Below are 19,156 nucleotides of genomic sequence, written 5' to 3'. Positions count from 1 at the left end.
GCTCGTACGGGCCGCCGGCGCCGATCCCGGCTTCGTGTTCGGGGCGGAGGGCGGTCACGCGACGACTGCCTTGCCCACCACCGGCGCGAGTCCGGCCGACCGCGCCACCGCTTCCGGATCCCCGCACTGCGCCAGCCAGTTGGCCAGCATCAGATGGCCGTGCTCGGTGAGCACCGACTCGGGATGGAACTGCACGCCCTCGACGGCCAGTTCACGGTGGCGTACGCCCATGACGATGCCGTCGGCCGTCCACGCGGTGACTTCCAGCTCGGCCGGCAGCTCGGCGGGGTCGGCCGCCAGCGAGTGGTAGCGCGTCGCGGTGAACGGCGAGGGCAGTCCGGCGAAGACGCCCCCGCCCGCGTGCGTCACCGGCGACGTCTTGCCGTGCAGCAGCTCGGGGGCCCGGCCGACGACCCCGCCGTACGCGACGGCCATCGACTGCATGCCGAGACAGACGCCGAAGACGGGCACGCCGGTCGCCGCGCAGTGCCGCACCATCTCGACGCAGACACCGGCCTGTTCGGGGGTGCCGGGCCCTGGTGAGAGCAGCACGCCGTCGAAGCCGTCCTGCGCGTGGGAGGTCGCCACCTCGTCGTTGCGCAGCACCTCGCACTCGGCGCCGAGCTGGTAGAGGTACTGGACGAGGTTGAAGACGAAGCTGTCGTAGTTGTCGACGACGAGGATGCGGGCGGGGCTCATCCTGCGGCCCCCGATCCGCCGTCGACCGTCACGTCGTTGAAGGGCAGCAGTGGCTCGGCCCACGGGAAGACGTACTGGAACAGCAGATACACGACGCCGAGCGCGAGGACGAGCGAGATGACCGCCCGCACCCACACGTTGCCCGGCAGATGTCGCCAGAACCAGCCGTACATGCTGTCCCTTCCGTTCGGTACCGCACCAGGCGGCACCGCACCAGACTAAAGGTCGCCACGGACACGTGGGCGGCGATGGGTCAGCTAGGGCCTTTCGTTTGGATCAGGCCGGATCAGGGAGCGGGGTCTGGTGTCGTGGATCGCAAGGCGGAGGAGGGAGGCGACGCGGAGCGTCGCCGACCGACGACAACGCCGCGAGGCGCGGCACCAGACCCCGCGAGCCCGGCAAGATCCGAACGAGAGGCCCTAGGGAGCCGTCGGGGTTTGCCGTTCGTCACAGCGCCGGCTTCGCGTAGTGGAGATCGACCGGACCCGAGTAGCCGGGGAGCGTCGTCGTGCCGTCGTCCTCGACCTTCCAGCCGAGGCCGTACGCCTGGACGTACAGCAGGTAGTTCTGGATCGGCGGCGACGCGTTGATCGCCTTGTGGAGCTTGTCCGGGTCACCGACCGCGGTGATCTTGTACGGCGGTGAGTAGACCCGGCCCTGGAGGATGAGCGTGTTGCCGACGCACCGTACGGCGCTGGTGGAGATCAGCCGCTGGTCCATGACCCGGATGCCCTGGGCGCCGCCCTCCCAGAGGGCGTTGACGACGGCCTGCAGGTCCTGCTGGTGGATGACGAGGTCGTTGGGCTGCGGGTCGGGGTAGCCGGGGTTGGCCGTGGCGTCCGGCGGGGCGTCGTTGAGGGTGACGGTGACGGCCCGGCCGGTGAGCTTGCGGGTACCGGCGGCGTTCTCCAGCCCGCGCAGCTTGGCGTCCTCGGCGGCGGTGGAGCCGTCGTCCCGTCCGGCGAGGGTGTCGACGTCCGTGCGTACGGTGGCGGTCGACCTGTCCAGCTCGCCGTTCTTGCGGCTGCGCTCCTGGATGAGGTCGGAGAGCTTCAGCAGGGAGGTGTCGGTACGGATGTTGGTGCCCTTGGCCGTGTTGAAGCTCGTGACGAAGATCAGCCCGGCCAGCGCGAAGACGGCGATCGTGAGCAGCCGCACCGGCCGCAGCCCGCGCCGGGCCGGAGAGGGGCCCGGGGCGGGGTCGGGGGCCTGCGCCGGGATGTGGTCCTGGCCGCGGTCCCGCGCCTTGTCCGGACCTTCGGGGAAGTCGGCGGAATTGGTCAACGTACCCTTATCTCCCTAGGCGCCACGGAAGCACTACGCTAACGGACGCCCGGGGGAGCCGGTGTTCCCCCTGTTCTCCGCCCCCGGCACCCCGTTCCATTCCCTGCGCGGTCACGCAGCGCATCGACAGGAGAGTTCCTCGTGCCGAAGTCACGTATCCGCAAGAAGGCCGACTTCACGCCGCCGCCGTCGGCGACGCAGCCGGCCGCCATAAAGCTGTCCAACCGCAGCTGGGTGGCACCGCTCATGCTCGCGATGTTCCTCGTGGGACTCGCGTGGATCGTGTTGTTCTACGTGACCGAGGGCGATCTGCCGCTGAAGCCCTTCGGCAACTGGAACATCGTGGTCGGTTTCGGCTTCATCGCGGCCGGGTTCGGCTTCTCCACCCAGTGGAAGTAGCGCGCCTCTCCGGCGTGACGTGGAGTTATCCACAGCACTGTCCACAAGCAGGGGAAAAGGTCAGACGATCTGTGGATAACTCCACGGTTTGTTGACGCCGGTGTGACTGCGTCGGCCCTCGCGCCGATCCGGTCGCCCCTTGTCGCCGCTGGTCAGACCCACATCGGCGACAAGGGGTACAGATGTTCCCCACAGTTTGCACAAGATCCGGCACACTCTGTGGACAACTCTGGCCTCAGCTCGGCCCTGACGGTCACATCAGGTGAGCGCGGCGGTTCTGTAGACGACGATCGCGACGGTCACCAGCAGCATCAGCCCGCTCGCCCCGTACTGCAGCAGGGCCCGGTGGGCGCGGGGCGCGTAGACCATCGCGACACCGATCACCGTGCCGGCGACGAGTCCGCCGATATGCGCCTGCCAGGCGATCCCGGCCCAGCCGAAGGTGATGATCAGGTTGATCACCAGCAGGGCGACGACCGGTCGCATGTCGTAGTTGAGCTTGCGCACCAGCACGACCGTCGCGCCGAACAGGCCGAAGATCGCACCGGACGCGCCGACCGTGAGCTGGTACTGGCTGGCGAGCAGATACGTCAGCGCGCTGCCCGCGAGGCCCGAGACCAGGTAGAGCGTGAGATAGCGCGCCCGGCCGAGCGCGGCCTCCAGCGGACCGCCGATCATCCACAGGCTGAGCATGTTGAAGCCGATGTGCAGGAACGCCTCGTGGGTGAAGACCGAGGTGAACAGCCGGTAGTACTCGCCGTCCGCCACCCCGATGAGCCCGCCGCGCCCGTCGGCCGCGTAGCCGACGAGACCGAGATCGTCGGCCAGCCGCGTGCCCACGACCTGGATCAGGATGAACACCACGAGGTTGATCGCGACCAGCAGCTTCGTGACCAGCCGGGGGTCGGCCGTGACGGACCCGCCGACCAGGGTGCGCGGCCGGGTCGCGGCCGCCGGCTGGCCCGTACCCGAGCCCTCCCGCACGCAGTTCGGGCACTGGAAGCCGACCGAGGCGCTGACCATGCACTCGGGGCAGATGGGCCGGTCGCAGCGGGTGCACCGTATGCCGGTCTCGCGGTCGGGATGCCGGTAACAGCGGGGCGGTGCGTCGCTGACGGCGGGCTGGTCCTGGCCTCCATGGCCGTCGGGCGGCTGCTCCATCGGTCCCTCTTGCTCCCCTCGGTCCTCGGTGCTGCGTGCGCTGCGTACCGGCCCGCCGGGCAGCACGCACCGCGTGCCCGCCCGTCCGGTACGTAAGCAGTACGGACGGGCGGGGCGGGATGGTTCCCCGAAGCGGAGAACCGGACGTCAGCGGCCGGTCAGCGGGTCTCGACCTCGACCGACTCGATCACGACGTCCTGCACCGGACGGTCGGTGCGCGGGTTGGTCTCCGTGGCGATGATGGCGTCCACGACCTTCTTGCCCTCGTCCGTGCTGACCTCACCGAAGATGGTGTGCTTGCGGGTCAGCCAGGTGGTCGGCGAGACGGTGATGAAGAACTGCGAGCCGTTGGTGCCCGGGCCGGCGTTCGCCATGGCCAGCAGGTACGGCTTGTCGAAGGCGAGGTCGGGGTGGAACTCGTCGCCGAACTCGTAGCCGGGGCCGCCGGTGCCGTTGCCCAGCGGGTCGCCGCCCTGGATCATGAATCCGCTGATCACGCGGTGGAAGACCGTGCCGTCGTAGAGCCGGTCCGTGGTCTTCTTGCCGGTCTCGGGGTGGACCCACTCGCGCTCGCCCTGGGCGAGCTCCACGAAGTTCTTGACCGTCTTGGGCGCGTGGTTCGGCAGGAGCCGGATCTCGATGTCGCCTTGATTGGTCTTCAGGGTGGCGTAAAGCTGCTCGGCCACGATGTGCCTTCCATGAGTCGTCACTGACTCTCACGATCCTCGCACGGAAGGTGCGGCGGTCGGCCGGGCATGGCCAGGAAGGGTCGCCGAAGAGGCGCCGGAACGGCGCTGAGGGGTCGCCGAAGCGACGCGCGGGCGCGGCCGGCGGGCGATTCCGGGGTCACCGACGTGTGTGAGTCCGCCGTCGGCGGACAGGTGTGGAGAAGAGGTGACCGAGGTCGCGCCGGAAACACGGGCATGACCCGGATGCCCGTATGGCATGCCGAGGCCGAGCCCAGCAGGCATGATTTCGAAAAGGGTGGACAGGCGACATAACGAACGCCACCGAGGAGGATGATCCTGTGACCCGCATGGACAGCGTGCGCGCCGCTACCGGTTCGGCGAAGGAGAGCGTGCAGCACGCCGCGGAAGCGGTGGCCCCTTACGCCGACACGGCCAAGGAGCAGGCCGCTCAGTACGCGCACGAGGCGCGCGTACGGCTCGCCCCGACAATGTCAAAGGCCGCCAAGCAGGCCCGTATTCAGGCTAAACAGGCCCGTATTCAGTACGACGCCAGGGTGGCGCCTCATGTGCCCCCAAAGGTCGATGTCGCCGCGCACCGGGCCGCGGTCAGCACCCGTAAGGCGGCCCGTCAGGCTGCCGAGTACACGCGTCAGGCCGCTGATTACACGGTCCCGCGGGTCGAGCAGGCCGTGGCCACGGCCCAGCCGGTCGCGGAGGAGGCCGCGGCACGTTCCGCTGCCGCCCTCGCCGCGCTGCGCGGACAGGTGACGGCGAAGGAGATCCACAAGCTGGTGCGCAAGCACGAGCGCCGGGCCAGGGCCGGCCGGCTGGCCAAGGGCCTTGCCGTCGTCGGTGTACTGGCCGGTGGGGCCTTCGCCGCGTGGAAGTGGTGGGACAAGCAGGCCAATCCGGACTGGCTGGTCGAGCCGCCCGCCGCTACCGAGGTCTCCGACCGCGCTCCGCTGACGTCCGTCGACGGCAGTACGGGTGCCACGGTCGTGGATCCGCTCGACCCCGAGGTCGAGGCCAAGCAGGCCGAGGCGGAAGCTGAGGCAGCGGCTCGGAAGGCTGATCGGGAGGATCGTTCCTGATCGTGCGCCGCGGTGGTACACGCCGCGGTGACAGCGCGTTCGCAGGGCGCCGGGAGACCGCGGGTATCCCGGCGCCTCACGCTGCGACGAGCGCGGCTTGGGCGGCGTACGCGTTCTCGTCGGCGGCGGCAGATGTCTCGGACGAACCGTCGGCGTCGTCGATGCCTACGGGCAGGTGCCGGACCGAGGGTGAGGAACCGTGCGCCTCGGCGCGGATGCGCTGCTTGATCGTGGGCGGCAGCGAGCGGTCACGCGGCAGCGGGGCGGGCAGTAGTGCCCAGCCCGACTGGGCCGCACCTTCCTCTCGGTGGGTCGTGCCGAAGGGCGCGGGAACCGGCTGGTCGGCCGGCTGCTCGGCGGGCTGCTGAACAGCGGCACCGGCCGCGGTGGCGGGGGCGGTGAGGCCCAGTGAGGTGAGCACCGCGAAGAACGCGGTGAGGAAGACGGTCCACAGACTCTTGACCTTGAAGGCGGCCATGACCCCTCGCTTTCGGGTTGGGCGATCTACTTACCTTCCTTATGATGAGTACGCATTTCGGGAATCCACGGAGCGACGCCGCCCGTGCGCAGCTCTTAGGATGAACACCACTCTTACGGTCCAATCACCGTGCGGAAATCCTGATCTGTGTGTGCGTCAGGCCCGGTGCCGCAGGTGCGCGGGCTGTCGGCTGATCCGTACGAGCCGGTCGAAGTCGACGGCGACGCCGCGCAGCAGCAGGTCCACCAGCCGGCCCGCTGCGCCCTTGCCGGGCGATACGTCGCCGAACAGGGCCCGCTGATACACCGTCGATGCGAGCAGATCGACCAGCAGCTCCGGATCCACGTCGGGCAGCAGATCACCCCGGTCGACCGCGCGGGCGACCGCTGTCGTCGCGGCCCTGCGGCTGGGCCGCAGCAGCTCGTCGAGCAGCCTGCGGTGCAGGTCGGCGTCGGGGGCGCAGTCCGCGATCAGCGCGGCCAGCACCCCGGACGGCAGCCGTTCGTGCAGCACGTCGGCGAGCAGTTCGACACTCTCGATCAGATCGCAGCGGGTGCAGCCGTTGTCGGGCACCGGCGGGACGACGAGGACCGAGGCGAGCGCGTCGATGAGCAGGTTCTGGCGTACGGGCCAGCGCCTGCGGATCGCCGCCTTCGTCGTCGCCGCACGGGCGGCCACCTTCTCCAGCGCGAACCCGGCGTATCCGCTCTCGCCCAGCACGTCGAGCGTGGCGGCCAGGACGGCGGCGTCGATGGCCGGATCGCGCGGGCGGCCGGGCGCCGAAGGGGTCATCGCCCGGCGTCCTGCGGGTACCAGCGCAGCTCGACCGTGTTGCCGTCCGGGTCCGCCACGTATACGGAGCGCGCTTCGCCGCGCGCCCCGTACCGTCCGACGGGTCCTTCCAGGACGGTGAAGACCCCGGAGTCGATGACCTCCTGCCAGTCCAACGGCTCGACGACCAGGCAGAGATGGTCCACGTTCGACTCGCCGCGCGGCCGGTCGACCAGGTCGATGATCGTCACCGGGCTGACCCGTACGGAGGGGAAGGGCACTTTCCCCGCCCGCCATTCCGCCACCCGGACGGGTTCCAGGCCGAGCGGCCCGCAGTAGAACTCAAGGGCGCGCTCCACGTCCCCCACGTTGAGCACCAGATGATCGAAGTCCTTGACGCGCATGGCTCCCCCTTGGTGGCTGCTGCCGGACTCATTACGATCCGGACCGGTCCGGATCGTAATCGTTGCCGGCGTTCTCGTCCAGCCTGCGGGCCAGCGCGCGTACGAGATCACGCAGCGCGGCCGGGTGCTCGATCACGAACGGGCTGTCGAGAGCGGCGATCACGGGTGGGATCCAGTCCAGCCGCTCGGCCCGGATCCGGACCTGGATCCAGCCGGTGTCCCCGTCGGGCCCCGCCGTGGCCGGGGACAGGGTGGCGACGCCGGGCGGGAGGTGGCGGCGGATGTGCTCGGGACCGGCCTTGATCCGCAGGGACACGTCGTGGGCCCACGGGGTGCGGGCGAGGCTGTCCACCACGGTGGCCGCCGGGTCGAAGCCGGCCGGAACGGCGAACGACCCGGGCAGTACGCGCAGGGCGGAGATCCGGTCGAGACGGAAGGTGCGCACCTCACCGCTGTCCGGATCGGCGCCGGTCAGGTACCAGCGCCCGGAATGCGCCACGAGTCCGTACGGCAGCACGGTGCGTTCGCTGTCGTGGCCCTTGCGGTCGGTGTAGCTGATCGCCACCGGCCGCCGCGCGCGTGCGGCCTCGGCCAGCTCCAGCAGCACATCCGTCCCGGGCGCGACGCCCGGCCGTGGACGCGCGGTGAAGTCGGCCGTCGCCAGCAGCGCCTCAAGCCGCTGCCCCAGAGCCCGGGGCAGCACCCGCCGCAGCTTCGCCGCCGCGCTCTCGCCCGCCGCCGCGGACGCGGTGACAAGACCGGCCCGCTGACCGGCCAGCAGACCGAGCAGCACGGCCAGGGCCTCTTCGTCGGTGAGCATCAGCGGCGGCATCCGGTAACCGGGCGCGAGCCGGTAGCCGCCGTAGCGGCCACGCACCGAGTCGACGGGCACCCCCAGCTCCAGGAGGTGGCCGACGTAGCGGCGCACGGTGCGCTCGTCCACGTCCAGCCGGGCGGCCAGGTCGGGCACCGTACGCAGGCCGCCACTCTGCAGGATCTCCAGCAGGGCGAGGACTCGGGCGGTCGATGTGGTCACGGCACGAAGTCTGCCGCAGATACCGGGCGGATTCTGTCCGGTATCGGTCGTAGCGTTCGAGGTGTCCGCACCTTTACCGCCCTTACTGACAGGAGCCCCCTCATGAATTTCGTTTCGGTCCGGGTCATCACCGACGACGTCGCTCGTCTCGTCACGTTCTACGAAAAGGTCATCGCCGTTCCGGCCGCGTGGTCGACCCCGGAATTTGCCGAACTCGTCACGCCCTCATGCACGCTGGCCATCGCCGGCACCCGCACCGTGGCCCTGTTCGGCGCCGGTAGCGCGGAGCCGGCCGCCAACCGTACGGTGATCATCGAATTCCGGGTCGCCGACGTGGACGCGGAATACCGGCGGCTGACCGCCCTCGACTGCGAGGTCGTACAGACCCCGACGACCATGCCGTGGGGCAACCGTTCGCTGCTGCTCAGGGACCCGGACGGAAATCTGCTGAATCTCTTCACGCCCGTCACCGCCGACGCGGTACGCAGGCAGGACCGCTGAGGCAGTCGGGGTGTGGCTGGCCACACCCCAAGTGGATGGCGCACTGCAATGACCCGGCTGCGGCGCTGCGACATGGTCGTCCGTATGCGATCACCATCCCGTCCCACCAGCACGTTCGGCGTGCTCACCGCCCTCGCTGTGGCCCTCGTCCCCGCGTTCGTCTACGCTCCCCGCCCGCTGGCCGCCGCCGTCTCCGGCCACGACTACGGCAGTCAGGGCGATCTCACCGACAGCTTCTCCGAGACGTTCGTCGGTTACTGGAATTCCGGCGACCGGCGATACACCCCGGACCTGGCGAGGGTCGTCGACTACTGGTCCGCCTATCACGTGGTGAAGGCGGTGGCCGCCGCACTGCTGCTGGGTGTGCTCGTCGCGCTCGGAATTCTCCTCCGGAAGGCGTTTCCGCGGACTACGGGACAGCGGACTGCGGGAAAGGGGAGAAGAACCGCTGTCGCGTCGGCCGGGGCGGTCGTCACGGCGCTCGCGCTTTTCTCCGTCGTGCTGCTCATGGCCAATGTCCAGGGCGCGATTGCCCCCTTCTCCTCACTCCTTTCGCTGCTGGACCATCCGCCGCACGGAGCACTCGCCGACGCCGTCCACGACATACGCCGGCGGCTGGCCGACTATCCGGAGACCGGCGCCGGAACTCCCCCCGCCCTCAGGGTGATGGTCGACGACTTCGCCCGCTATCACGTAGTGATAGCCGTCGCCGCGACGACGGTGGTGGCCGTCCTTGTCGCGCTGAGCGTGGTGGCGTGGAAGCGGTTTGTCCGGACGGACGCCTCCGACCGGCGGGCGCGGCGGCTGTTCAGGTCGTTCGGCCTCGGCTGGGCCGTGGTCGCCGTCCCCTTCGTCGTCATCGCCGTGGCGAATGTGACCGTCACGGCCGATCCGGCGCCCGCCCTGCTGGCCTTCTTCGAAGGCGGCTGGTGACGGGCGGCTGGTGACAGGCGGTCAGGCGCTGAGGTTGAGATAGGCGAGGACGGCGAGCACCCGGCGGTGCTGGGCGTCGTCGGGCGGCAGCCCGAGCTTCGCGAAGACATTGCCGATGTGCTTCTCCACCGCGCTGTTGGACAGCGCGAGCCGGCGGGCGATGGCCGTGTTGGAATGCCCCTCGGCCATCAGCCCCAGCAGCTGCCGCTCCCGCGGGGTCAGCGCGGCCAGCGGGTCGTCCCGGCGACGGCCGGTCAGCACCTGGGCGACCACCTGCGGATCGAGCACCGTCGCACCACGGGCGACGCGCGCCAGGGCGTCCAGGAACTCCTCGACCTTGGCGACCCGGTCCTTCAGCAGATAGCCGACGGCGCCGGACCCGTCGGCGAGCAGCTCGGCGGCGTAGGACACCTCCACGTACTGACTGAGCACGAGCATGGGGGAGCCCGGCAGCTGTCCGCGCGCGGTGATCGCCGCCCGCAGCCCCTCGTCGGTGTGCGTCGGCGGCATCCGTACGTCGACGACCGAGACGTCCGGGCGGTGTGCGAGCACCGCTTCGACCAAGGCGGGGCCGTCACCGACGGCGGCCACCACCTCGTGACCGTCCTCGGCGAGCAGCCGGACCAGCCCCTCGCGCAGCAGCACGGCGTCGTCGGCGACGACGATCCGCAGCGGGTCCCGGGCGGCCGGGACGGAGGTCAGCGACATGGCAGCGCCGCGCTGACCGTCGTAGGGCCGTCCTCGGGGCTGTCCACCCGGAGTTGGCCGCCGACCGCCTGCACCCGGTCGGCCAGCCCGCGCAGCCCGTGGCCCTTGGCCAGAGCCGCGCCGCCCACCCCGTCGTCCGTCACCCAGACCCGCAGGGTGCCCTCCGCGTGCCGCATGCCGACGGTGCAGCTGCCGGCACAACTGTGCTTGGCCACGTTCGTCAGCGCCTCCGCGACCACGAAGTAGGCGGCCGTCTCCACGGCGGGGTCCAGCCGGCCGTCCGTCGGACCGGCGTCGAGTGCGGCGGGTACGACACAGCGCGCCGCCAGCGCGGACAGCGCCTCCCGCAGCCCCCGGTCGGCGAGGATCGGCGGGGCGATGCCGCGTGACAGGGCCCGTAGCTCGTCCAGCGCCTCCTGGGTCTGCACGACGGCGTCGGCCAGTGCCGCCCGTACCAGTTCCGGATCACGGTCGAAGTGGTGCTGGGCGCGGCCCAGTTCCATCGCGAGCCGGACGAGCTGCTGTTGGGGCCCGTCGTGGATGTCGCGTTCGAGCCGGCGCAGGGCCGCCGCCTCGGCCGTCACCGCTGCGACGGCCTGCGCGCGTGCGGTGTCCCGCTCCCGCTCAAGACCGCTGATCCTGCGGTGCAGCGCGGACATGTCGGACAGCAGCGCCTGGCCCAGACCGGCCTGCGCGGCCACGCACATCCGGGTCACCAGCGGCAGGGTGGACAGCAGCAGGACGGCGAGCGTGAGCGCGAAGGCGAGCCGCCCGCCCGGCGACGTCAGCCCCAGGCTCAGGGCGACGTGGGAGCGCTCGCTGCCCGCGTACAGCGTCATGGGCCGCAGCGATCCCGGCGTGACCTGGCTGCGCAGGGGGTACGTGGCGGTCGCGACGCCCGCGAACCACCACAGCGCGGTGACCGCCGAGGTCACCAGCACGACGGGCAGCACCAGTACGGCGTGCGCCAGGTCGAGCCACAGCCCCGGGTCGGCCGCTTCGGGCGTCCCCTTCGGCCCCGGCCGCCGGGCCGCTGTCGTCGTCCCCGTCCTGGCCGCCTGGGACCGGGCGGCGCCGATCCGCCACCACTCCAGATCGCCCGGCCACCGCGCCGTCGCCAGTGCGTGGGCCGCGAGGCGCGCCCCGCGCGGCAGCAGCGAGGCGGCCGCTCCGGCGCACAGAGCGCCGGTCATCAGCAGCAGACCGGCCACGGCGCTGACCGGCGCGGTGAGGAGGTACAGCGATTCCACGAGCGTGCGGCGCCCGAAGCGGGCGGTGGACCGGCCGCCCGGCCGCCACCGACCCGCGACCACGGAGAGCGACGACTGAGCCATGCCCCATAGCTTAATGTCGCCCCGGCGCGGTCCTCAGACGATCGCGCCGAGCGCGATCTTCGCTGCCCGCGCGATGAGCGCGTCGTCACGTTCGGCGTTCTTGGTGTCCCGGCGGGACATGACGGCGAGGACCACGGGAGCGGCGGCGGGCGGCCACAGGACGGCGATGTCGTTACGGGTCCCGTAGCCGCCCGTGCCGGTCTTGTCGCCGACCTGCCAGCCGTCCGGGGCGCCGGCCCTGATCGTGGTGGCGCCGGTGGTGTTGCGCTTGAGCCAGTCGGTCAGCACGGCACGCCGGTCCGGGGGGAGCGTGGCGCCGAGTACGTACGCCCGCAGACCGCCGGCGAGCGCGCGGGGCGTGCTGGTGTCGCGTACGTCACCGGGGACCGCGTCGCTGAGCGCGACTTCGTAGCGGTCACATCGTGTGACGTTGTCCCCGAGCCCGCGCAGCGCGGTCTGCAGGCCCCGGGGGCCGCCGAGTTGGCGGAAGAGGAGGTTGGCCGCGGTGTTGTCGCTGTAGCGGATCGCGGCGTCGCACAGCTCACGCAGGGTCAGTCCGGTGCCGACGTGCTTCTCGGTGACCGGCGAATCGGACACGAGATCGTCGCGGTCGTAGCGCACCAGCCGCTCCAGCTGCCGGAGCGAGTACCGGTCCAGTACGGCGCCGGCGAGCAGCGCCTTGCAGGTGGAGGCGTAGACGAACCGTTCGTCGGGCCGGTGCGTGACGGTCCGGCCGCTGCCGGTGTCGAGGGCGTACACGCCGAGCCGCGCGTCGAACTCCTGCTCAAGGCCCCCGAACGCGCCCTCCGTACGAGGAGCGGCGGGCAGCGGGGCCGGGGGCTTGGCGGCGGCCGGCTGCTCGCCGCGGGTGTCACCGTCACCGCAGCCGACCAGCGGCAGGGTCGCGGCCCCGGCCAGCGTGGCGAGCGCGGCGCGCCGGGAGAAAGGGGTTGAGGTGCGCATGGTGTGCCGACTCTCCGTTCCGATGGGGTCGTTGGGGCGGGCCGGGCGCCGTTCAGCGGGCTGTTCGGCGCGCTGTTCAGCGGGCCAGGGCGCGCAGGAACCGCGCGGCGACGGGCCCCGCGTCGGCGCCGCCCGAGCCGCCGTCCTCCAGGAGCACCGACCACGCGAGGTCGGATCCGCCCTGGTAGCCGATCATCCAGGCGTGGGTGCGCGGCGGGTTGTCGCCACCGAACTCGGCCGTTCCGGTCTTGGCGTGCGGCTCGCCCGGCAGTCCCTTCAGCGCATGGGCGGAACCGGACGTCACGGTGGCCCGCATCAGCTCGCGGAGCCGGCCCGCGACCTCGGTGTCCAGTCGCGCCGGGGCCCGGTACTTCTTCCGTACCTCGTCCGGCACCAGCACCGGCTGGTCGAAGCCGCCGTTCTTGACCGTGGCGGCCATGGAGGCCATCACCAGGGGTGAGGCCAGGACACGTGCCTGGCCGATGGTGGCCGCTGCCTTGTCGTTGTCGCCCGTGTTGACGGGGACGCTGCCGTCATACGTGCTCGCGCCCACGTCCCAGCTGCCGCCGATGCCGAACGCCTGGGCCGCGTCGCGCAGGGCGGTGTCGGAGAGCCAGCCGCGCGCGTTGACGAAGTAGGTGTTGCAGGACCGGGCGAAGACGTCCCGGAAGGTCGAGCCGGAGGGAAGGTCGAACTGGTCCTGGTTCTCGAACCGTTGCCCGTCGACGTCGGCGAACTTGGGGCAGGCCGCCGGGTCCCCCGGCCGCAGACCGCCCTTCAGCAGGGCGGCCGCGGTGACGACCTTGAAGGTGGAACCGGGCGGATAGCGCCCTTCGAGCGCGCGGTTGAGACCGCCCGGCCGGTTGGCGGCGGCCAGTATGCGGCCGTTGTCCGGGTTGACGGCGACGATGGCTGCGTTGCCGTCGAAGTCCGCCAGCGCGTCGGCCGCCGCGCGCTGGACCCGCGGGTCGATGGTGGTGCGCACCGGGCGGCCCGCGGCCTTCGCCTCCGTACCGAGGTTCTTGACGGCGCGTCCGCTCTCCCGGTCGGCGGCCACCAGTGACTTGCCCGCCTTCCCGCCCCCCGACAGGACCTTGTCGTAGCGGGCCTCAAGACCTGACGCGCCTTTGCCGGTCGCCGGGTCGACGGTTCCGACGAGGCTGTCGGCCTGGAGCGGGTCACCCTCGGCGTCCAGCACCCGCGCCCGGTTGCCGGTGCTCTTGAGGGCGAGGGTCTGCCCGGACGTCAGCTCCGGATGGACCGTCGGAGAGGTGAAGGCGACCTTCCAGCTGCCCGACGTGTCGACCACCCGCGCCCGGGAGCGCCAGGTGAGGTCGCCGGCGCCGGGGACCGTCATGGACACGGTGAAGGGGAAGTCCACCTCCCCGTCGTCCTTCTTCCGGCCCCCTGCCGCGTCGATGGTGGTCTTCGACGGCTTGAGGTTGGTCAGCACCGAGGTGAGGAGCGAGGCGGCGCTGTCGGGTGTGTCGGTGTAGCGCGCCGCCTTCCGCGCGTCGTGCGCGGCCCACCCGGCGAGGAAGGCCGCCAAGGGCTTGCGGGCGGACGTGACCTGCTCGTCGTCCTGGGCGTCGCCGCCCAGGAGGCTGAAGACGGCGTACCCGCCTCCCGCGAGCAGGCCGAGGGCCACGAGGACGGCGAGCAGTCGCCCCTGGCGTCTCCACCGTCCGTGCGTGGTGTGCGGGCCGTGGCTGTTCCGGCTGCCGGTGTGCGTCAAGGTGCTCTCCGTTTCCGAGTCGTCCGGAAGTCAAACCCGCCCATGACGCACATGTCGAATATGCTCTCGCCATCACAGTGATTCGCACGGTGTATCGACGCATGCCAGGGGGTGTGGACCGGCGGCGGAGAGGCATCCGGAGCCCACGAACACAAAGAGGCCTCCTGACTCGCGTTACCGCGGGTCAGGAGGCCTCTCGAAAAGTGGAGCCTAGGGGAGTCGAACCCCTGACATCTGCCATGCAAAGACAGCGCTCTACCAACTGAGCTAAGGCCCCCGGAACGGGTCGGGTACGGCTGAGCTGCGCAGAGCGGCGCGGCCGGTACCGGGGACCAGAGTACCGGGTCCCACGGGGGATCCCGCAAAAGGATTGGGACTCCCCGTCCGCGACCACGCTCCGTAGGATGCCCCACGAGGTTCGCAGCAGCGAAGCTGCCGCGAAGGGGATGCGATGGGGAGACGCGATGGACGCCGCACAGCAGGAATCCACAGCCAGAGCGAGAGAGCTGCAGAGAAGCTGGTACGGAGAGCCGCTGGGCGCTCTCTTCCGCAGGCTCATCGACGACCTGGGTCTCAACCAGGCCCGGCTGGCCGCGGTGCTCGGGCTCTCGGCGCCGATGCTCTCCCAGCTCATGAGCGGTCAGCGGGCGAAGATCGGCAACCCCGCCGTCGTCCAGCGCGTCCAGGCCCTGCAGGACCTGGCGGGACAGGTCGCCGACGGCAGCGTCGGCGCCGTGGAGGCCACGGACCGGATGGAAGCGATCAAGAAGTCGCAGGGTGGTTCCGTCCTCACCGGGACCAGCCAGACGATGAACAGCTCGGGCGCGCCGACGGTCCGCCGGGTGGTGCGGGAGATCCAGTCCCTGCTGCGGTCCGTCGCCGCTGCGGGCGACATCATCGACGCCGCCGACTCCCTCGCCCTCAGCCAGCCCGAACTGGCAGAGTTCCTCAGGGTGTACGGCGCCGGGCGCACCGCCGACGCGGTGGCCCACTACGAGGCGCACCAGGGCTGACCGAGGACGACGGGGGGCGGGCGCGGCGCAATGGGTGAGGTCTTCGCGGGACGGTACGAACTGATCGACCCGATCGGGCGCGGCGGTGTCGGCGCGGTCTGGCGGGCCTGGGACCAGCGGCGCAAGCGGTACGTCGCGGCCAAGGTCCTCCAGCAGAGCGACGCGCACACCCTGCTGCGCTTCGTCAGGGAACAGGCCCTGCGGATCGATCATCCCCATGTCCTCGCGCCGGCCAGCTGGGCGGCCGACGACGACAAGGTGCTGTTCACCATGGACCTGGTGAGCGGCGGCTCGCTGGCGCATCTCATAGGCGACTACGGACCGCTGCCGCCCCGCTTCGTCTGCACGCTCCTCGAACAGCTGCTGTCCGGACTCACCGCCGTGCACGCCGAGGGCGTCGTGCACCGCGACATCAAACCGGCGAACATCCTGCTGGAGGCCACCGGCACGGCCCGGCCGCATCTGCGCCTGTCGGACTTCGGCATCTCCATGCGCAAGGGCGAACCGCGCCTGACCGAGACCAACTACGTGGTGGGCACGCCCGGTTACTTCGCGCCCGAGCAGATGATGGGCGCCGAGCCCGACTTCCCCGCCGACCTCTTCGCCGTCGGCCTGGTCGCGCTCTACCTGTTGCAGGGTCAGAAACCCGACGCGAAGGCCCTGATCGAGTACTTCGCCGCGCACGGCACCCCCGGAGCGCCGCAGGGCATCCCCGAGCCGCTGTGGCACGTGCTGGCGGGCCTGCTGCAGCCGGACCCGAACCTCCGGTTCCGGACGGCCACCGGCACGCTCAAGGCCCTGTCGACGGCCGTACAGCTGCTCCCCGAACCCGGCCCCGACGACGAGCCGGTCGAGGTCTTCGACCAGATCGGTCCGCTGCCCGCCCCCTTCGGCCCGTCCGGTCCCCCGACGGGTCCCCGGCCGGGTCCTCAGCCAGGTGGCGCTCAGCCAGGTGGTCCTCAGCCGGGTGGCGCTCAGCCGGACCCGCGGTCGGGTCGGCAGCAGGTGATCCAGGCCGACCCCACGCCCACCCCGACGCCGACCCCCACCCCGCCGCCGCCCGCGCACCCGCCGACCGTGGCCGAGACACCGGCGACACCGGTCACACCCGCCGCCCACGCCTCCGCCATGTCGGACACCGGCAGCTTCCACCTCCCGCCGCCGCCCTCTCCGTCGCCCCCACGCCAACACTTCCCGCAGCAGTCGCCCACGCCCTCCACAGCCATGCACGCGGCCGCCACCCGTCCCTACACCGCCGAGCGCCCGCAGGCCTCCGCGCCCTCCCACCGGGCCCCCAGCACACGACCGGGACCGCCCCCGAAGGTGACGGTCCCGGTCCTGCTGCTCGCTCTTGTCTGCTTCGCCGTGGGCATCTGGGCACTGACCCAGGCCTGACCGGCCTTCCTCACCAGGCCGGCGGCGGCCCGAACCCCTGCCCGGCGCCCGGTTCCTGACCCGCCGGACCAGCCGCACCCGCCGCACCAGCCGGACCCGCCGCACCCGCCGCACCCGCCGCCCGCCGCCTGGCCAGCAGCGTCCAGACCCCGAGCATCAGTACAAGCACGGTGCCCGCGCCGATCCCGGCGAACCCGACCAGCCGCATCGTCCCGTCGGGACCCGCCGCCCCCGCCGCGCTCCGCCCGTCCGTCGCCGCCTCACGGTCGTCGTCGGTCACCGCGAAGTCGCCCGCGGGGCCCGCGTATCCAGGCCCGCTGGTGGCGTTGCCCTTCACGTTCGTCTCCAGCGTCAGCCCGTACGCCTTGTCGCCGAAGGTCTTGCCCACCTCGGGACTGAGACTGACCCGCAGGTAGTACCAGCCGGCGAACCGCATGTCCTTGTCGCCCGAAGACGGGTCGAAGCGGTTCTCGTACGCCACCGGCGGCAGCGGCGGGAGCGACGTCGTCTTCTGCTTGCCGTCGTACGAGAGCGAGTCGCTGCTGTCGACGAGACCGCGCGCCGGGTTGTACAGCGCCACGGACAGCGCCCCGCCGACGTACCCCGTCCCGCCCGAACTGCCCAGGTCCACGCTGGTGAAGAGCTGCTGCCCCCAGTCGACCGGCACCCGGTAGAACAGCGACTGCCCCGGCTCGATCTTCGTCGCCCACTCGCCCCGCGTCAGCGACGTCGCGTCCGAGAAGCCGGCCCCGCCGGCGCGCTGCCGCGGTTCGGCGACGAGCGGCGCGGGGGAAGCGCTGGGCCAGTTCTCCGGCGGCCTGGTCGGTCCCGCCGCGCTGAGCCCCGGCTCCGCGACGTCGCGTATCTCCAGCTCCCACGGATCGTCGGCCGCGTCGTCCCCGCCGGTCCGCTCGATCACGACGTAGTACGTGCCGGCCTCCTGGCACAGCGGCGAGGTCGGGTCGACCGTCCGGTACGCATAGGCGGCCAGCGGTCTGGGGTATTCCGTGGACGGCCCGAACTGGGCATTGTTGGAACTGCAGTTGATGCCGTCACGATTCTGCAGCGACACCTCGATCTTGTCCCCGTACGCGACCTTCGCACCGGACCCCGGCACCGCCACGGCGGAGACGTACGCGTTGGTCTTCGCGTCCAGGTCGACGCGGTAGATGAGCTTGCCGTCCAGCCTGATCGTGTCGCGGTACGTGGACCCCGCCCGGATCGCCTTCGCGTCGCTCGTCGTGGCCGCCCCCGCGATCCGCTGCGCCCCGGGCTGGAAGGCGTACGAGCCCGGCCCGTCGGCCGCAGCCGCGGACTGACCCGGCAGCGCCGCCAGGAACAGTACGGCGCAGGCCCCCGTGGCTGCCGCTGTCGCACCCACCCGGCCGCGCGGACGTCCCGCCGGCCGCCGCCTCTTCAAGCGCTGCACGCGCCTCACGCGCCTCCCCCGTTCATCGCCCCGCGCACCGGTCACGGTGCCGGTCCATCCTGCACCGCCCGCACCTCACCTGGCACGGGTTTGCGCGCGCAAGGCAGACCGCAAGGCACCCGGACCCGGACCCGGCAAGGCAGCACGAAGCCCCGGCCGCTCGGCGACCGGGGCTCGCATTCGACTATCGGGACTGCCGCGTCTCACACACCCGAACCTGCGGGCACGGAGTCGGTGGCCTCCGTCCACAGATCCTGCTCGGCGCGGTCCGCCTGGATCTGGCGGTACACGAGGAGCCCGCCGATGGCGGCCAGTGCGACCAGGAGAAGCTTCTTCACCGCGCGACCTCGTCTTTCCTTGACGTAGGAGTCTTCTGGCGCCCGACTATACACACCGACCGATACCGATCAGTGACCTGGCCGCCCGCCGACTCCCGGCCCTCAACCCGGCCCTCAACTCGCGGCGCAACGGGGAGAAAGAACAGCCGGTCATAAGAACACGGAATGCAATCGGCCCGCACGGTACGGATACCGTGCGGGCCGAATGTCGCGGTGGGGCTACCAGGATTTGAACCTGGGGCCTCATCCTTATCAGGGATGCGCTCTAACCAACTGAGCTATAGCCCCGCGCTGCCCCTGAAGATTAGCGCACTTCACGGCCAGCCCCAAAATCGGTATCCGGTCCTCACTCGTCCTCGGCGAGGGTCAGCTCCACGCCGCCCACAAAGCCCGCCGAGAGGTTGTAGATGAACGATCCCAGCGTGGCCAGAGCCGTCGCGAGCACGACATCGATCACGGCGATGACGCCGGTGAAGATGAGCACGCGCGGCAGCGAGAGGAACGACTGGAGGTCGAACCCGTTGCCCTCGTTGGAACCGGTCGCCTCACTGATCGTGCCGCCGACGGTCGAGAAGACGCCCATCGCGTCCATGACCATCCACAGCACGGCGGCGGCGATGACCGTGCACACGCCGAGGGCGATGGAGAGCAGGAAGCTGACCTTCATCACCGACCACGGGTCGGCCTTGGCCACCCGCAGCCGCGCCTTGCGGGTGCGCGGTGTCGTACGCGCTCCCGTACGCGGCCTGCGTACCGCGGCCGGCGGCGCGGTGACAGGACCGGCCGATCCGACCG

Annotated in this window: 22 protein-coding genes and 2 tRNA genes; 6 read left to right on the top strand and 18 right to left on the bottom strand. The window is 71.2% G+C overall.

Features of this window, described 5'->3' with window-relative positions; genetic code table 11:
- Positions 1 to 54: 54 nt before the first annotated feature.
- The 3 genes from HY68_RS10785 to HY68_RS10775 all read right to left on the bottom strand — a co-directional run bounded on the left by HY68_RS10785 (position 55) and on the right by HY68_RS10775 (position 1,866).
- On the bottom strand, positions 55 to 699 hold the full coding sequence (locus tag HY68_RS10785) for an aminodeoxychorismate/anthranilate synthase component II (RefSeq protein WP_041987452.1): 645 nt from the start codon (positions 697 to 699) through the stop codon (positions 55 to 57).
- Positions 696 to 872 carry a hypothetical protein gene (locus HY68_RS43655; RefSeq protein WP_041987450.1) on the bottom strand — a complete coding sequence of 59 codons (177 nt, stop codon included), beginning with the start codon at positions 870 to 872 and terminating at the stop codon, positions 696 to 698. The genes HY68_RS10785 and HY68_RS43655 overlap by 4 nt, the downstream gene beginning before the upstream one ends.
- Before the next feature lie 274 nt (positions 873 to 1,146).
- Positions 1,147 to 1,866, bottom strand: coding sequence for a DUF881 domain-containing protein (locus HY68_RS10775; protein ID WP_241778758.1), 720 nt, complete (start codon positions 1,864 to 1,866; stop codon positions 1,147 to 1,149).
- Between the two features lie 258 nt (positions 1,867 to 2,124).
- On the opposite strand from HY68_RS10775, the gene crgA reads away from it, so the two are divergent.
- Entirely contained in the window at positions 2,125 to 2,382 is a 258-nt protein-coding gene (crgA, locus tag HY68_RS10770) for a cell division protein CrgA (protein WP_041987448.1), read from the top strand.
- Between the two features lie 258 nt (positions 2,383 to 2,640).
- Here crgA and HY68_RS10765 read toward each other — a convergent pair whose 3' ends face one another.
- Both HY68_RS10765 and HY68_RS10760 read right to left on the bottom strand, forming a co-directional pair.
- The gene (locus HY68_RS10765) at positions 2,641 to 3,543 is read right to left on the bottom strand and encodes a rhomboid family intramembrane serine protease (RefSeq protein ID WP_041987446.1); all 903 of its coding nucleotides are present in this window, start codon (positions 3,541 to 3,543) and stop codon (positions 2,641 to 2,643) included.
- 158 nt (positions 3,544 to 3,701) lie between these two features.
- A complete protein-coding gene (locus HY68_RS10760) occupies positions 3,702 to 4,229 on the bottom strand; it encodes a peptidylprolyl isomerase (protein ID WP_041987443.1) in 528 nt (175 codons plus the stop codon).
- A gap of 341 nt (positions 4,230 to 4,570) precedes the next feature.
- Here HY68_RS10760 and HY68_RS10755 point away from each other — a divergent pair, with 341 nt between their 5' ends.
- Positions 4,571 to 5,323, top strand: coding sequence for a DUF5324 family protein (locus tag HY68_RS10755; protein WP_041987440.1), 753 nt, complete (start codon positions 4,571 to 4,573; stop codon positions 5,321 to 5,323).
- 76 nt (positions 5,324 to 5,399) lie between these two features.
- On the opposite strand, the gene HY68_RS10750 is transcribed toward HY68_RS10755, so the two are convergent.
- From HY68_RS10750 to HY68_RS10735, 4 genes are all read right to left on the bottom strand, one after another.
- Positions 5,400 to 5,801, bottom strand: coding sequence for a DUF6344 domain-containing protein (locus tag HY68_RS10750; RefSeq protein ID WP_041987436.1), 402 nt, complete (start codon positions 5,799 to 5,801; stop codon positions 5,400 to 5,402).
- Positions 5,802 to 5,957: 156 nt separating this feature from the next.
- Positions 5,958 to 6,593 (bottom strand): TetR-like C-terminal domain-containing protein, encoded by a 636-nt coding sequence (locus HY68_RS10745; RefSeq protein ID WP_041987433.1) that lies wholly within the window; start codon positions 6,591 to 6,593, stop codon positions 5,958 to 5,960.
- A complete protein-coding gene (locus HY68_RS10740) occupies positions 6,590 to 6,976 on the bottom strand; it encodes a VOC family protein (RefSeq protein ID WP_041987430.1) in 387 nt (128 codons plus the stop codon). Before HY68_RS10740 ends, HY68_RS10745 begins: the two co-directional genes overlap by 4 nt.
- A 31-nt stretch (positions 6,977 to 7,007) precedes the next feature.
- The gene (locus HY68_RS10735; protein WP_041987427.1) at positions 7,008 to 8,012 is read right to left on the bottom strand and encodes a YafY family protein; all 1,005 of its coding nucleotides are present in this window, start codon (positions 8,010 to 8,012) and stop codon (positions 7,008 to 7,010) included.
- A gap of 102 nt (positions 8,013 to 8,114) precedes the next feature.
- Here HY68_RS10735 and HY68_RS10730 point away from each other — a divergent pair, with 102 nt between their 5' ends.
- On the top strand, positions 8,115 to 8,513 hold the full coding sequence (locus HY68_RS10730) for a VOC family protein (protein WP_041987424.1): 399 nt from the start codon (positions 8,115 to 8,117) through the stop codon (positions 8,511 to 8,513).
- Between the two features lie 84 nt (positions 8,514 to 8,597).
- Positions 8,598 to 9,446, top strand: coding sequence for a hypothetical protein (locus HY68_RS10725; protein WP_052457244.1), 849 nt, complete (start codon positions 8,598 to 8,600; stop codon positions 9,444 to 9,446).
- A gap of 21 nt (positions 9,447 to 9,467) precedes the next feature.
- On the opposite strand, the gene HY68_RS10720 is transcribed toward HY68_RS10725, so the two are convergent.
- From HY68_RS10720 to HY68_RS10700, 5 genes are all read right to left on the bottom strand, one after another.
- Entirely contained in the window at positions 9,468 to 10,118 is a 651-nt protein-coding gene (locus HY68_RS10720) for a response regulator transcription factor (protein WP_041995653.1), read from the bottom strand.
- 26 nt (positions 10,119 to 10,144) lie between these two features.
- A complete protein-coding gene (locus HY68_RS10715; protein ID WP_041987421.1) occupies positions 10,145 to 11,488 on the bottom strand; it encodes a histidine kinase in 1,344 nt (447 codons plus the stop codon).
- A 33-nt stretch (positions 11,489 to 11,521) separates the two neighbouring features.
- On the bottom strand, positions 11,522 to 12,451 hold the full coding sequence (gene bla / locus HY68_RS10710) for a class A beta-lactamase (protein WP_041987419.1): 930 nt from the start codon (positions 12,449 to 12,451) through the stop codon (positions 11,522 to 11,524).
- 76 nt (positions 12,452 to 12,527) lie between these two features.
- Positions 12,528 to 14,099, bottom strand: a complete 1,572-nt coding sequence (locus HY68_RS10705) for a penicillin-binding transpeptidase domain-containing protein (protein WP_107070171.1) — start codon at positions 14,097 to 14,099, stop codon at positions 12,528 to 12,530.
- A 291-nt stretch (positions 14,100 to 14,390) separates the two neighbouring features.
- Positions 14,391 to 14,463: transfer RNA gene (locus tag HY68_RS10700), tRNA-Ala, on the bottom strand.
- 187 nt (positions 14,464 to 14,650) lie between these two features.
- On the opposite strand from HY68_RS10700, the gene HY68_RS10695 reads away from it, so the two are divergent.
- Positions 14,651 to 15,199 carry a DNA-binding protein gene (locus HY68_RS10695; protein WP_041987415.1) on the top strand — a complete coding sequence of 183 codons (549 nt, stop codon included), beginning with the start codon at positions 14,651 to 14,653 and terminating at the stop codon, positions 15,197 to 15,199.
- A gap of 30 nt (positions 15,200 to 15,229) precedes the next feature.
- Positions 15,230 to 16,594, top strand: a complete 1,365-nt coding sequence (locus tag HY68_RS10690) for a serine/threonine-protein kinase (RefSeq protein WP_041987412.1) — start codon at positions 15,230 to 15,232, stop codon at positions 16,592 to 16,594.
- Between the two features lie 10 nt (positions 16,595 to 16,604).
- On the opposite strand, the gene HY68_RS10685 is transcribed toward HY68_RS10690, so the two are convergent.
- The 4 genes from HY68_RS10685 to HY68_RS10675 form a co-directional block, all read right to left on the bottom strand.
- The gene (locus HY68_RS10685; RefSeq protein WP_347560416.1) at positions 16,605 to 18,023 is read right to left on the bottom strand and encodes a hypothetical protein; all 1,419 of its coding nucleotides are present in this window, start codon (positions 18,021 to 18,023) and stop codon (positions 16,605 to 16,607) included.
- Between the two features lie 203 nt (positions 18,024 to 18,226).
- Positions 18,227 to 18,361 carry a DLW-39 family protein gene (locus tag HY68_RS40570; protein WP_003958712.1) on the bottom strand — a complete coding sequence of 45 codons (135 nt, stop codon included), beginning with the start codon at positions 18,359 to 18,361 and terminating at the stop codon, positions 18,227 to 18,229.
- Between the two features lie 214 nt (positions 18,362 to 18,575).
- Positions 18,576 to 18,649, bottom strand: a tRNA-Ile gene (locus tag HY68_RS10680).
- A 58-nt stretch (positions 18,650 to 18,707) separates the two neighbouring features.
- A partial coding sequence (locus HY68_RS10675) for a DUF3566 domain-containing protein (protein WP_063779631.1) occupies positions 18,708 to 19,156 on the bottom strand: 449 nt, incomplete at its 5' end.

Origin of the sequence: Streptomyces sp. AcH 505 (assembly GCF_000818175.1) — a bacterium.
Taxonomy (GTDB): Bacteria; Actinomycetota; Actinomycetes; order Streptomycetales; family Streptomycetaceae; genus Streptomyces.
The sequence above is the reverse complement of the archived record's forward strand: the minus strand, read 5'-3'. Positions and strand labels throughout refer to the sequence as shown.